This is a genomic window from Flavobacterium cryophilum (genome assembly GCF_048286555.1).
Lineage (GTDB): Bacteria > Bacteroidota > Bacteroidia > Flavobacteriales > Flavobacteriaceae > Flavobacterium.
In genome coordinates this window covers 477006-490751 of the sequence record NZ_JBLVPZ010000001.1, presented here as the reverse complement: position 1 = coordinate 490751, position 13746 = coordinate 477006, and the positions used below count along the sequence as shown (strand labels likewise).

At 35.8% G+C, this 13746-nt stretch carries 9 protein-coding genes; 3 read left to right on the top strand and 6 right to left on the bottom strand.

Annotation, left to right across the window (positions count from 1 at the left end; translation table 11 throughout):
* Window positions 1-57: 57 nt before the first annotated feature.
* The 3 genes from ACNQGJ_RS02260 (at window position 58) to ACNQGJ_RS02250 (ending at window position 3369) form a co-directional block, all read left to right on the top strand.
* Entirely contained in the window at window positions 58-2241 is a 2184-nt protein-coding gene (locus tag ACNQGJ_RS02260) for a TonB-dependent receptor family protein (protein WP_417970486.1), read from the top strand.
* Between the two features lie 69 nt (window positions 2242-2310).
* Window positions 2311-2733 carry a DoxX family membrane protein gene (locus ACNQGJ_RS02255; RefSeq protein WP_417970488.1) on the top strand — a complete coding sequence of 141 codons (423 nt, stop codon included), beginning with the start codon at window positions 2311-2313 and terminating at the stop codon, window positions 2731-2733.
* A gap of 93 nt (window positions 2734-2826) precedes the next feature.
* A complete protein-coding gene (locus ACNQGJ_RS02250) occupies window positions 2827-3369 on the top strand; it encodes a GNAT family N-acetyltransferase (protein ID WP_417970490.1) in 543 nt (180 codons plus the stop codon).
* 50 nt (window positions 3370-3419) lie between these two features.
* Here ACNQGJ_RS02250 and ACNQGJ_RS02245 read toward each other — a convergent pair whose 3' ends face one another.
* The 6 genes from ACNQGJ_RS02245 to ACNQGJ_RS02220 all read right to left on the bottom strand — a co-directional run bounded on the left by ACNQGJ_RS02245 (window position 3420) and on the right by ACNQGJ_RS02220 (window position 13741).
* Window positions 3420-3701: a FoF1 ATP synthase subunit delta/epsilon gene (locus tag ACNQGJ_RS02245; protein WP_417970492.1), complete on the bottom strand. Its 282-nt coding sequence runs from the start codon at window positions 3699-3701 to the stop codon at window positions 3420-3422.
* Window positions 3702-3770: 69 nt separating this feature from the next.
* A complete protein-coding gene (gene atpD, locus ACNQGJ_RS02240; RefSeq protein WP_073204939.1) occupies window positions 3771-5282 on the bottom strand; it encodes a F0F1 ATP synthase subunit beta in 1512 nt (503 codons plus the stop codon).
* A gap of 260 nt (window positions 5283-5542) precedes the next feature.
* Window positions 5543-7036: a G-D-S-L family lipolytic protein gene (locus ACNQGJ_RS02235; protein WP_417970494.1), complete on the bottom strand. Its 1494-nt coding sequence runs from the start codon at window positions 7034-7036 to the stop codon at window positions 5543-5545.
* Window positions 7037-7070: 34 nt separating this feature from the next.
* The gene (locus ACNQGJ_RS02230) at window positions 7071-9896 is read right to left on the bottom strand and encodes a carboxypeptidase-like regulatory domain-containing protein (RefSeq protein WP_417970496.1); all 2826 of its coding nucleotides are present in this window, start codon (window positions 9894-9896) and stop codon (window positions 7071-7073) included.
* 393 nt (window positions 9897-10289) lie between these two features.
* Entirely contained in the window at window positions 10290-12137 is a 1848-nt protein-coding gene (gene glmS, locus ACNQGJ_RS02225) for a glutamine--fructose-6-phosphate transaminase (isomerizing) (protein WP_417970498.1), read from the bottom strand.
* An 8-nt stretch (window positions 12138-12145) separates the two neighbouring features.
* Window positions 12146-13741: a DUF4270 domain-containing protein gene (locus tag ACNQGJ_RS02220; protein ID WP_417970500.1), complete on the bottom strand. Its 1596-nt coding sequence runs from the start codon at window positions 13739-13741 to the stop codon at window positions 12146-12148.
* Window positions 13742-13746: the final 5 nt, after the last annotated feature.

Below are 13746 nucleotides of genomic sequence, written 5' to 3'. Positions count from 1 at the left end.
AAAGCACGATCCAATAATATAATAGTAAACATGTTTTACAACCTTAAAAAGAACAAAATGAGACCAACAATATTTATTTTAACAGTCTTGTTTTTTACACTCCCAATTCTGGCTCAAACACCAATAGACTCTACAAAAATCAACAATCTTAACCCTGTAAAAGTTGAAGCAATTCGGACAAAACAGGATATTCTTCGACTCGCCCCAATACAAGGAACGTACATTTATTCTGGCAAGAAAAATGAAGTCATTGACATGACTAAAAAAAATAGTGCACTGACGGAAAAATATGGTCGGCAAATTTTTGCGAAAGTTCCAGGTGTTTTTGTGTATGATATGGATGGCACAGGCAATCAAATGAACATTGCGGTTCGTGGCCTTGATCCACACCGCGGTTGGGAATTTAACATTCGTAAAGATGGAATCATTACCAACTCTGATATGTATGGGTATCCCGCAAGCCATTACAACATTCCCATGGAAGCCGTGGAACGCATTGAATTATTAAGAGGAACGGGATCTTTGCAATACGGCGCGCAGTTTGGCGGTATGCTTAATTACATTAGTAAACAACCAGATTCCACCAAAGCTTTTACATTTGAAACTATTAATACAATTGGTTCTTATGGACTGGTTAGTACGTACAATGGGGCGTCCGGTAAAATTGGAAAATTCAGATACAGTACTTGGATAAACAAAAAATGGATTACAGGTTATAGAGACAATAGTGATTCGCAGTATAATGCTGAAGCAATGTCATTTTTCTATGATCCTTCTACGAACCTACATTTCAAGTTAGAGTGGACACACTCCAATTACGTCACTCATCTTGCTGGTCCGCTAACGGATGAACTATTTAACCGTAACCCGAAAATGTCCACTCGATCCAGAAATTATTACAATCCTAATATTCATATACCTTCAATGACAATAGATTGGAAAATTGCTCCAAAAACACAATTACAGCTTACATCATCTGCCGTTCTCGGATCCAGAAACAGTGTGTTGTTTGACAAACCAGCAACTATTGATGATGCTGTTCAAGCATCAACACTTCAATACACCAATCGCCAAGTTGACATTGACCGCTTCAATAGTTATACAACAGAACTCAGGGTACTTCATTCCTATAAATTTTTTAATCACACCAATACGTTTACAACAGGAATTCAGTTCATGAATAACGATTTGCACCGCCAACAGCAAGGCAAAGGAACAACTGGAACTGACTTTGACTTATCGTTAGTCACTCCGGGATGGGGAAGAGACCTTCATTTTAAAACGAATAACACTGCTGTATTTATTGAAAATCGCTGGTTGTTCTCGAATAGATTTTCCGTAAACACAGGAGCACGAATAGAAATGGGAAAAACCAAAATGACAGGAACTACCGCGTATTACTCCGATGCCGAATTACAAAACTCCATCCAACATAATTTTCCCTTATTTGGTATAAGTGCACAATATGATATAACCGAAAATATAAATTTTTATGGAGGTGCATCGCAAGCGTATCGGCCTGTAATATTCAAAGATATTATTCCTACTTCTATTTATGAAGTCTCCGATAAAAATCTAAAAGATGCTTACGGTTATAATGCTGAAACTGGTTTTAGAGGCAAATGGAAGTCCTTAAAATGGGATGCAACCGTTTTTTACCTTCAGTACAATAATCGATTGGGAAGCATTGCGCAAACCAACTCACAAGGCGATCTAATTATTTTCAAAACAAACATTGGAGATTCCAGAACCAAAGGAGTCGAATTATTTTTGCAAAAAGATTTCTATATAGGAAACCAAGCGAGTTTGTCCGTCTTTAACTCCACTTCCTATATGAATGCGAATTATCAGGATGCAATTATAAAGTCCGGCACTACCAATACTAATGTTAGTGGAAATAAAGTAGAAAGTGTTCCAAAATGGATTAGTAGAAATGGATTTACTCTTACGTACGCTGTCGTTAGTCTTTCAGCACTTTATAGTTACACTTCTGATAGTTTTGCTGACGCTTTAAACACCGTTAAACCATCAATTAGTGGCGCAAGCGGCATAGTTCCTTCCTATCAATTACTCGATTTAAATCTGGCAATACAATTAACCGATAAAATTAAAGTTCAGATCAATGCTAACAATATCCTAAATAAACATTATTTCACAAAACGGCCGCAATTTTACCCAGGACCAGGAATTTGGCCATCAGATGGGAGAACACTTTCAGGCACGGTTTCCATAAAAATTTAAACAAAACTAAAATAAACACACAGCATGATCCGTACATTCAACTCCTTTTATTTTAGATTTAGTAAAAAAATGGAAAAACACAGTATCAATATGATGCGAATTGCTCTGGCAATAATTTACGTTTGGTTTGGTGCTTTGAAAATTTTCGGGATGAGTCCGGCAGGTGAATTAGTAGAACAAACCGTTTATTGGTTTCAACCCGAAATATTCATTCCAATTCTTGGTTTTTGCGAAGTAATTATAGGCCTAGGTTTACTGATAAAACGATTCATCCCTTTTACGATTGTATTATTATTACTTCATATGGCGGCTACATTTTTTCCTGTTTTTATTCTAAAAACAATCTGTTTTGATGCTTTTCCTTATTGCCCTACTTTGGCTGGACAATACATAATCAAAAATCTTATACTAATTTCCGGAGCCCTTGTGATTGCCGGAAAATATAATGAAAAATATTATGCCGAAATGAATTTGAAATTAAGCGAAAAATAAGATCCAAATCCATTTCGTATAATCAAAGATTTGCTAATTTTATAATTACAGATAGTAAAATACCATCCATTAATCCGTGATTCATAAAATCAAATGAAACCTATACTCTATAAAAGAGCCTCAACTATTGACGAATTGAAACAAATCAGAACACTACAAATACAAAACAGTTCTCAAAACATAAGTTGTGAAGAGAAACTTCAGGAAGGATTTGTTACCGTACAACATTGTATTGCCTTATTAGAACAAATGAATTCAGCTTGTGCGCATATTATCGCTAAAGATAATAACGCCATGGCGGGTTTTGCTTTGGTGATGTTTTCTAGCTTTAGGAACGAAATTGAGGCTCTGATCCCCATGTTTGAAAGAATTGATGAATTAGTACCCAAAGACAAAACCTACGTTGTAATGGGGCAAATTTGCGTAGATAAAAACTATAGAAAACAAGGGATATTCAAAGGGCTTTATCATTTTTACAAAGAGGAACTGCAACATCAATTTGATTACTTAATCACTGAAGTTGCGGCTATAAACCTTCGTTCCATGTCAGCACACGAAGCAGCTGGGTTCAAAATAATTGATACTTATGAAGAATATGGAATTGTTTGGAATATTATGCTTTGGGATTGGACATAAAAAAAGCCTACAATTCTGTTAGGCTTTTATATTTTATAATCGAGATTACTTTAGTCCGCTAAAATAATAACTTTATTGTTTTTCATTTCAATGGTTCCTGAAGTGATTGCTAGCGTATAATTTTGATCATCTAACTTAGTGAATTTACCTACTACTTCTTTTGCGAAAGCAAAACTAGAAGCTGTAATTTTCACGACACCTTTTCCTAAAATAGAAACGATTGGTGCGTGGTTATTCAAAATTTGAAAGCTTCCATCAACTCCGGGCAATGTAACCGAAGTTACTTCTGCTGAAAATAATTTTGCTTCTGGTGAAACTATTTCTAATAACATATTTTTTAGTTTAAAGTCTCAGTTTACAGTCACAGTACTGAATACTGAGACTGAATACTGAACACTAATTTATGCTTCCGCTAACATTTTTTCTCCAGCTTCGATTGCTTCTTCAATAGTACCTTTAAGGTTAAAAGCGGATTCTGGCAAGTGATCTAATTCACCGTCAATAATCATATTAAATCCTTTGATAGTATCTTTAATATCAACTAAAACACCTTTCAATCCTGTAAATTGCTCCGCAACATGGAAAGGTTGAGATAAGAAACGTTGAACACGACGCGCTCTTGAAACGGCTAATTTATCTTCTTCAGATAATTCTTCCATACCAAGGATCGCGATGATATCTTGTAATTGTTTGTATTTTTGTAAAATTTCTTTTACTCTTTGTGCACAGTCATAATGCTCATCACCTAAAATTTGAGGCGTAAGGATTCTTGAAGTAGAATCCAATGGATCCACTGCAGGATAAATACCTAACTCAGCAATTTTACGAGACAATACAGTAGTAGCATCAAGGTGAGCAAAAGTTGTAGCCGGAGCCGGATCTGTTAAATCATCTGCAGGAACGTAAACCGCTTGCACCGATGTAATAGAACCTTTGTTAGTAGATGTAATACGCTCTTGCATCGCACCCATTTCAGTAGCCAATGTTGGTTGGTACCCTACCGCAGATGGCATACGACCTAAAAGTGCCGAAACCTCAGAACCTGCTTGTGTAAAACGGAAGATATTATCCACAAAGAACAATACATCTTTCCCTTGATCAGTTCCTGCACCATCACGGAAATATTCAGCGATAGACAATCCAGAAAGCGCTACACGAGCACGAGCTCCTGGAGGCTCATTCATCTGTCCAAAAACGAAAGTAGCTTTAGACTCTCTCATTCCTGGCATATCTACTTTAGATAAATCCCATCCTCCATTTTCCATGGAGTGCATGAATTCATCCCCGTATTTTATAATTCCTGACTCTAACATCTCGCGAAGTAAATCATTTCCTTCACGTGTTCTTTCTCCTACTCCTGCGAATACGGAAAGACCACCATGTCCTTTTGCGATATTGTTAATCAACTCCTGAATCAATACTGTTTTACCAACTCCAGCACCACCGAACAATCCAATTTTCCCCCCTTTTGAGTAAGGCTCAATTAAATCAATTACTTTAATACCTGTGAATAAAACTTCAGAAGAAGTAGATAAATCTTCAAATTTTGGCGCTTGTCTGTGAATAGACATACCGTTTTCTCCTGTTTTTGGCAAGTTTCCTAAACCATCAATGGCATCTCCAATTACGTTGAATAAACGACCGTAAACATCAGCACCAATTGGCATTTGGATAGGATTTCCTGTTCCAACTACTTCATAACCTCTACTCAAACCATCTGTTGAGTCCATCGAAATGGTACGCACTGTGTTTTCACCAATGTGAGATTGTACTTCAAGTACTAATAAAGTACCATCTTTTTTTGTGATTTCTAATGAATCATAAATTTTTGGAAGTTCAACATCCTTACCGTTGAAAACTACGTCAACTACTGGGCCAATGATCTGGGCAACTTTTCCTATTACTTTAGACATTACTTATGTATTTATTAAATAGCTATTTAGGTTTATGAAATACAGCTTATCGAAATTGATCGATTAGACACTTTTTTCAGTGTGCAAAGATAATTTTTTAAAATATAAAATCAATAATTTTTTTTATAAAAAAAAGGATAATTTTAGTAGGTAATCGAGAAAAGGCTTCACAATAGATAAAATATGGCAATATCCTCAAAAACAAATAACCACCACGTCACAAAACGGGTGGTTATTTTATTAAAAAAATTACAAGTTAATTACGGAATAATTGCCGGAAATTGAATGCCGTACAAACCTAAATCAACTCCTTTCAAATTAGATCCGTATTTAGCATTTATAGCCTCTATGAATTTATTGGCAATCAAAGCATAGCCTCTAGGACTTGGATGAACTCCATCTAAAGAAAAAGTACCACCAGTCACATAAGCAGCAGTCATGTGAAAAGTACCGAAACGAATTCCTCCATTATTCAACTGATTTAATATTGCAGCTGTATCAACAAAAGCCAAACTGTTTGCATCTGCCGCAGCTTTTATAGTCACGTTATAGGCATCAGTGGCTAACTTTATTTCAGAAACCTCCGAAGCTGTTAAAACTCTATTGTCCTGTAAAGGATACGTTACCCCAACGGTATTAAAAGGTGGAGGAACTCCAACTTGCGATGTTCCAATAACGGTTCTTGTGGTAAGTAATATAAAATCTTTATTAGCAACATTTGCACCTCCATTAGCATGACGTGCCTGTCCATATAGATTGCCCATCAAACCTGCCTGAGCAACTGGAACACCAGCCGCCACAAGTTCCCTAGTAATCTGCGCACTATAGTTCACCAACGTTTCATCTCTTATCAACAAAGGATTCGTAGCAGAAGCCGTTAATGTTTTAATTCTGCTTCCAGCGCCAAGAGCCGTAAGAATTTGTTTTACTGGCCCCAACAACTGTGTGTTTAACTGCGCTGCAGTTGCAGCATCTAAAGGAACCGGATTATAAGGAACTGTCGTGAAAAACGGAAGATTGTTGATATAAGGTAAATTAGCAACAACACCTTTTCTTCCTCCAGCTGCAAGAGCAGTTGCTAAAGCATTATAAGCGGTATTAAAAGTTGCCGCTGGTGTAATATCATTTCCTGAAACAGGATCTTGAGAAGTAGGTATTCCACCATTAGTCGCATATCCTAACACATCGTTCCCTCCAATAAATAAAGAGAAAAAGGTTGGATTTTGATCCGTAGCATCTTTTAGCACACTTGACATTGCTGTTTTTGCAAATCGTCCAAAATATGGGTTAGCCTGTCCGTAACCTGCAATTCCTAAATGTATTGCCTTGGCTCCAGGAACACCCATATTACCATAAGCTCCAGAAATACTAGCACCAAGAACTGTTCCTGAAACACCGTTAACATTTACAGGTGCGGCTCCATTAAAATACAACCGTGTTGGAAATTGAGGAATTTGATTACCTCCAATGGAAAAACCTCCTCTATTGTCATCTGCCATAAATGGATTTGTAAAAACACCTCCGCCAACTAAAGCAAATTGTTCTGCTAGAATATTTGGGTATGAATTTTTTTGACCGGCTTTAAAAAGAGCGCCATCACTATATCCCGCTGCAAATGAATCTCCTAAAGCCACATATTTAGAGAAATCTGCTGTACCAGCCGTTAGTGGCTCTTCAACAACCGCCACATCATCGTTATTACATGCTGCGAAGGTTAGCGAAATCAACAACAGCCATTTGAAATTTTTTATCATGATATATTTTTTAAAATTATTGACCTTATTTAAATTATGGGTTGATTGTCCAAGAAGCAAACCATTGTTGCCCTATTGCACCTGCTCCTATTACTTGAATATAATCCTTTCCGCCAATATTAGTAGCACCAACTTTAAGCACCGACTTTAATTTAGGAAAACCATAATTAATTTGCGCATCTAAAACTGTATTTTCAGGCACTATTCCGTCAGCAAAAGAAGATTGCCATAAATACTCCGTATTGTATCTTGCATTAACGTTAAAACCAAAGTTTTTAAACAATCTAGTATTACCAATAGACGCTTTTACTCTATGTTTAGGAGTATTAAAACCAGCTATAAAACTAGGATCCTCTTCTTGATTAAAATTAAACTCAGCATAGTTATAATTTACACCAACTTCAAAATCCTTGTACACTTTTTTAGACAAACCTACACCAAAACCTAACGATGTAATTTTTGCAGTAGTATTAGTATAGACCTGGTACACTCTTCTGTCGCCGTTACTTAGAGCCGAAAGCGCAGCCAAAGTTGCAGGATTACCAAAATCAAAAGTAGTATTGACATCCCCATAATATGGACTAATTACCCTTGAAGTATTCATAAAGTCATTATATAAATTAAAGTAACCGTTTATATCAATTGACAAATCATTGTTAACGATGGAACGATAACCCACTTCAATAGCCTGAACCTCTTCCGGTTTTACTAATCCTATATTAGCCGCTCGCAACAAAGCTGCTGCTGCTGGAACATTAGTGGGGTTTGCTGCAATTGCCGCACTAAAAGCCTGAACAGAAGTCAACGTATATGAATTATTATAAGCGTTTTGCCCTGTCAATGTTAAAGTTGCAGGAATTCCTAATGCCTGACCTGCACCACTAACGGACCTAACCTCTGTAAAACGATCTAAATTCTCTGGAGCTGAACCAATTAAAGCGAATGGTCCTAAGTCAAGACCAATATATTGATCTTGCGTGGTTGGATTTCTGAAGCCCGTTTGATATGAAACTCTAAAATTATGTCTTTTAGATGCACCAGCTGAATAAACTAAAGAGATTCGAGGAGAAATATTCCCGTCAAAATTTTGACTTTTATCATAACGTGCTGATCCTGTAAATTTCAATCGGTCATCCAAAAATTTCTTAGTCAGTTGCCCGTAAGCTCCATATTCATTATAACGTAAAGGGCCATCAAAATCAGTGAAGATTGTTCCTTGCGAATTCATTTCATATTGTCGGAATGAACCTCCTAATTGAATCTCAGCAAATTTTACTAATTCTTTAAAATTATAATTTACATCAGAATGATACAGCTTTGACTGATCGATAAATTTAGCTCCTTTAGTAAGGTCTGGTTCAGATATTGCAACTGCTAAAGCATTTTTGAACTGAACAGAACCAGGCTCAAATCTAGCACTCCCTGTTGGAGTAGCCAAAAATGGAAGACCTGTTGGTTTGATATTGTAATCCGCATAATTTCTTGCATTTGCAGCTGATTGTTGAGCATTAGTTCCTAAAACAGCACCAGAAAGCTGATAAGCCGTTGCGTAATTTGTAAACCATTCCGTATCAGATTTTGCCGCTCTATTAACATTCCAAGCAGCAAAACGCATGTCATAAGAATTTCCAGCATCCTCATCTGTAATATATCCTCGTACAAAGAAATTTTTCCCTCTTATTTCTAATTTAGATTGTTGCAAGAAAAAATCGTCCAACGCATATCTGTTTGCACCTTGATAGATAGTACTTCCCAATCCTACTTTATGTTGCAATATGATTTCTGTTTCCCCTTCCCATGGTTTAAAGTGCAAAGAGAAATCAGCTTTTACACTTTTCACTTTATTGTCATTTAAATCTTGCTCTCGATATCCCGTTCTACTTACCTGACCTACATTCGTAATAAAAGTCGTAACCTCATCACCATATAAATTTAAACCATCATAGTTTTGATTGTTTGCATGTCCTATTGAACCACCAGTCATACTTCTTTGATCAGCAGCAATCCACTCTGTTGCTCTCAAAAAATTAAAATTTGCTTTGGCCGCAAAATGTTTACTAAAAGCAGTCGCTGCTCTCAATCCAAAATCAAAATAGTCATTTGTCCCAGCAGCATCTTGCGTAGTCTGCCCGTATTTTACGTAGGTACTAATTCCCTGATTTGTGAAAGGATTCTTGCTATTCATAAACAAAATACCATTAAAGGCATTTGCTCCATAAAGTGCCGAAGACGCTCCTGGAAGCAACTCAACATTAGCAACATCGATGTCCGAAAGGCCTATTAAGTTTCCTAATACAAAGTTTAATGCAGGAGAAGAATTATCCATTCCATCTACTAATTGCATGAAACGAGTATTCGCTACAGTGCTGAAACCTCTGGTATTAATGGACTTAAAGGAGATACTACTGGTATTAAAATGCACCTCTTTAAGATTTTCTAATCCATCATAAAATGTAGGTGCTGTAGTGCTTTTTATTTGTTGAATACCCATTCGCTCAATAGTAACCGGTGATTCAATCACTCGCTCTGGAGTTCTTGACGCAGAAACTACGATCTCATCTAGTTTGTTCTCTTCATCTAAAAGAATTACTACGATTTTTTGATTGACAGACGAAACAGTAATTTTTTGAGTTCCAAACCCTACACTTGTAACCTCAATGATAAAAGGGGGTTGTTTAGCGAACTGTAACGTAAAAGAACCATCTAAATTGGTAATCGTTCCCGAAGAGTCGCCAACAATTTTAATATTGGCTCCAGGAATAGGTTGGTTGTTACTGTCTGTAACAATACCTGAAATTGAATTTTGAGCAAAAGTAAGGCTACAAAAAAACAATGACAAAAAAAGTAAATACACTCTCATTGGGTTAAAGTTTGTTGGTTTATGATGCCAAAGTACAAATATTTTTGATATTAATAAAAAAGCCCCTAAAATATTTCATATTTAGCAGATATTTTGCCTCATTTATACTTATTCTATATTTATTTTTTATTATTATATATGTTAAAAATAATGCAATATTAATAGAATATCATTATGCATGCATATAAAAAATACATTTATCACAAAAAATTTATTATATTTTAGATATTTGATAAAAGTGATAAAAGCGATGGAAATTAACGTTTTCATTGCTCTTTTTAAGCATTTAAAAAGTCCCGATATAAAAAATAGTAATTAAAACAAAAGCCCCGAAAGAAAATCTTTCGAGGCTTATATTAAAATAGTACTATAATAACTGTTTTATAAAAAAATTTATTCTACAGTTACTGATTTTGCTAAATTACGAGGTTGATCAACATTACAACCACGCATAACAGCAATATGATAAGACAGAAGCTGTAATGGAATTGTAGTAATCAATGGCGACAAAGCGTCTGACGTTTCAGGGATTTCAATAACATAATCCGCTAATTGACGCACTTGCGTATCCCCTTTCGTGACAACAGCTATAATTTTTCCGCTTCTGGATTTTATTTCCTGAATATTACTTACAATTTTGTCATAGTGTCCCTGCTTTGGCGCAATAACAACAACTGGCATATGCTCGTCAATTAATGCGATCGGTCCGTGTTTCATTTCGGCTGCTGGATATCCCTCAGCATGAATATAGGATATCTCTTTAAGTTTCAAAGCGCCTTCAAGAGCTACAGGAAAGTTATACCCTCGTCCTAAATATAGACAATTAGGAGCATCCTTAAAAACCATAGCAATTTCTTTTGCCTTGTCATTCGTTTCTAAAGCCTCCTGAACCTTTTCAGGAATAATTTCCAATTCTTGTAAATAGGTGTGAAAATCACTATTCGACAAAGTCCCTTTGGCTTTTGCTAAACGTAATGCAATCATGGTCAACACTGTAATTTGTGTCGTAAAAGCTTTGGTAGAAGCCACACCAATTTCTGGTCCCGCATGTGTGTACGCTCCGGCATGTGTTTCTCTAGAAATAGAAGAACCCACTACGTTACATACACCAAACACAAATGCTCCGTGTTCTTTGGCTAGTTTTATTGCAGCCATTGTATCTGCAGTTTCTCCAGATTGTGAGATGGCAATAACTACGTCTTTACTATTTATTATAGGGTTTCTATATCTAAATTCTGAAGCATATTCTACTTCTACCGGAATACGTGCAAACTCTTCAAAAACGTATTCGGCAACTAGACCTGCATGCCAAGACGTTCCACAAGCCACGATTATAATTCTGTCGGCATTAAGGAATTTTTCTAAATTATCCTCAACTCCTGCCATTTGAATAATCCCGTTATTGGCATGTAGTCTTCCGCGGTACGTATCTTTTATTACACTTGGTTGTTCATAAATTTCCTTGAGCATAAAATGATCGTAACCACCTTTTTCTATTTGCTCTAAGTTCATTTGAAGCTCCTGAATATATGGATCAACTAAAGAATCATCTTTAATTTTTCTAATTTTCATAGCTTTATGCAATCTAATATTTGCCATTTCGCCATCTTCAAGATAGATCGCGTTAGTTGTGTATTCTATAAAAGGCGAAGCATCTGACGCAATAAAATATTCTCCTTCTCCTACGCCAATTGCTAATGGACTTCCCAATCTGGCAGCAACAATTTCGTTAGGGTTTTTTTTATCAAAAACGGCAATTGCATAGGCTCCCACTACTTGATTCAGAGCAACCTGAACAGCTTTTCCCAGTTTTAAATTATCTTTTGTCTGTACTTCTTCAATAAGATTTACTAACACCTCAGTATCCGTATCTGAATGAAAAATGTAACCCCGTTTTATTAATTCTGCTTTTAAAGGTGCATAATTCTCAATAATCCCATTGTGAATTATTGCCAAGTCTCCTGAATTAGAAAGATGAGGATGAGAATTTACGTCATTTGGAACACCATGAGTTGCCCAGCGTGTATGCCCTATTCCGATTGTCCCATTTTTTGTAATTGCTGTAGCAGCTTTCTCCTCAAGATCCGAAACCTTTCCTTTTGTTTTACAAAGTTTTAAATTTTCACCGTCATACAACATTACACCAGCGCTGTCATAACCTCTATATTCGAGTCTCTTCAATCCTTTTATTACAATAGGATACGCTTCTCTAAAACCAATATATCCAACTATTCCACACATATTTTTACTTAATTAGGTTTTGTATAATAAATTTCAAGCTTCAATCTCTTGTCATCCGGAACCGTGGATTTACCTCCAAACAAAATAGTCCCTAATGGATTCATCACAGCTGCTTTTGGCGCTCCAGAAATAAAAGCGTTTGGTGTTCTTAACTTATGAGAAACTATTGTTGCAATATCTTCCGTAACGACCAATCCCAATTTAACATTAGTTGAATCTTTGTACTTGATAAGATTTCTTATTTGATTTGTGACTCTAATTTTATACGTAACTCCTCTTTTATTAGTGGTGTTTATATTACCATCAAAAATGGTTTTTGATTTTTTAGCATTACTACTATTTGTTGTAGCATCTACAAAATAATCAACAATTGGTCGGTTATTATTAAAATCATATAAATAAATTCTTTGTGGCTCATAATTATTAGCCATAGCAGCTGCATCAATATGAAAAACCAAATTGGCTTCATTGATTAGCCATCCGCTATTCCTTATCGCTTCTAACTCTCCTGGAGTATTAAAAAGGCTAATCACGGCTACAGATCCTTCACCACCTTTTAGATACAACTTATCATCACCCTGAGTTGTATTTCCAGTAGTTGGCAATGCATTATAAGCAAGTCCACTACTAGCAAAATCAGTATTCAACAAACTCACTGAGTTACCGGTCATGTCAAGAACTATAGTTTTTTTAACTCGTGTAATACTAGTCACACCACCCGTTGTTGTTGATAAATCTTCGATATATTTTAAAGTGATTTTTCCTGCTTTAAAATTCAGCATTGCTAAATTTCCAGCACTACTTCCTGATTTTTCCATTTTAAAATAAAGTCCTCGGAAGTACTCTTTGAAAACATCATTTGTAGCTAATTTTCCATTTGCAACCGCATCAATTATTTTTGTCTTAAAAAAACCTTTGTTCAAATTCAATTGCATTCCCGGAGGAGTTCGTACAGTAGTAACCACCTTTGTAATTGAATCTGTTGTGGTCACAACATGTTCCGCTGGATCAAAGAAAAACGCATTGTTTTGAGCCACATTGGAATCATCATTTAAACGATTTGGTTTTTTTACATTATCAAATTCAGCATTTTGATCTGTAAAATATTTTTGAGGCTGTTTAAATCCACCCACAGGATCTGCATCTCTCATATAAAAACCCGACTCGAAAACACTTAGTTTCATCACGGCCTTATCAGCACCATATATAGAATCTAATACATAATCGCGACTGCCATCTGTTTTTGTAATCGTTTTTAACGCATCAAAATAATATGGAATTGTCAAGACTACACTTTCAATATAAGGTCTTGAACCAATCGTTGTTATCGTTGCAGGCAAAGTCAATTGAGTACCAAAATTGGCCGTTGTTTCTCCAAAATTTGGGTTATTATAAATTCCCAATGGATTTACAGTAAGATCATTCGATTGAATTGGCCCTGTTTTTTGATTGTAAGCTAAAACTCCGTACGTTTCTTTTTTGAGATCAAAATTGTTTTCACCAATTAAATCCCCTCCTATTTCATTATAATCTTTATCACAGGAATATAAAAAAACAACGCTCGCAACTAACAGAATTTTCTTAAAAAAAGAATTATTGTACATATTTA

Bases quoted from the DNA above. Each gene is read 5' to 3' on its own strand.
- ACNQGJ_RS02255 (WP_417970488.1), top strand. From the start codon at position 2,311: ATGGAAAAACACAGTATCAATATGATGCGAATTGCTCTGGCAATAATT.
- ACNQGJ_RS02235 (WP_417970494.1), bottom strand. From the start codon at position 7,036: ATGATAAAAAATTTCAAATGGCTGTTGTTGATTTCGCTAACCTTCGCA.
- ACNQGJ_RS02230 (WP_417970496.1), bottom strand. From the start codon at position 9,896: ATGAGAGTGTATTTACTTTTTTTGTCATTGTTTTTTTGTAGCCTTACT.
- ACNQGJ_RS02220 (WP_417970500.1), bottom strand. From the start codon at position 13,741: ATGTACAATAATTCTTTTTTTAAGAAAATTCTGTTAGTTGCGAGCGTT.
- ACNQGJ_RS02260 (WP_417970486.1), top strand. From the start codon at position 58: ATGAGACCAACAATATTTATTTTAACAGTCTTGTTTTTTACACTCCCA.
- glmS (WP_417970498.1), bottom strand. From the start codon at position 12,137: ATGTGTGGAATAGTTGGATATATTGGTTTTAGAGAAGCGTATCCTATT.
- ACNQGJ_RS02250 (WP_417970490.1), top strand. From the start codon at position 2,827: ATGAAACCTATACTCTATAAAAGAGCCTCAACTATTGACGAATTGAAA.
- atpD (WP_073204939.1), bottom strand. From the start codon at position 5,282: ATGTCTAAAGTAATAGGAAAAGTTGCCCAGATCATTGGCCCAGTAGTT.
- ACNQGJ_RS02245 (WP_417970492.1), bottom strand. From the start codon at position 3,701: ATGTTATTAGAAATAGTTTCACCAGAAGCAAAATTATTTTCAGCAGAA.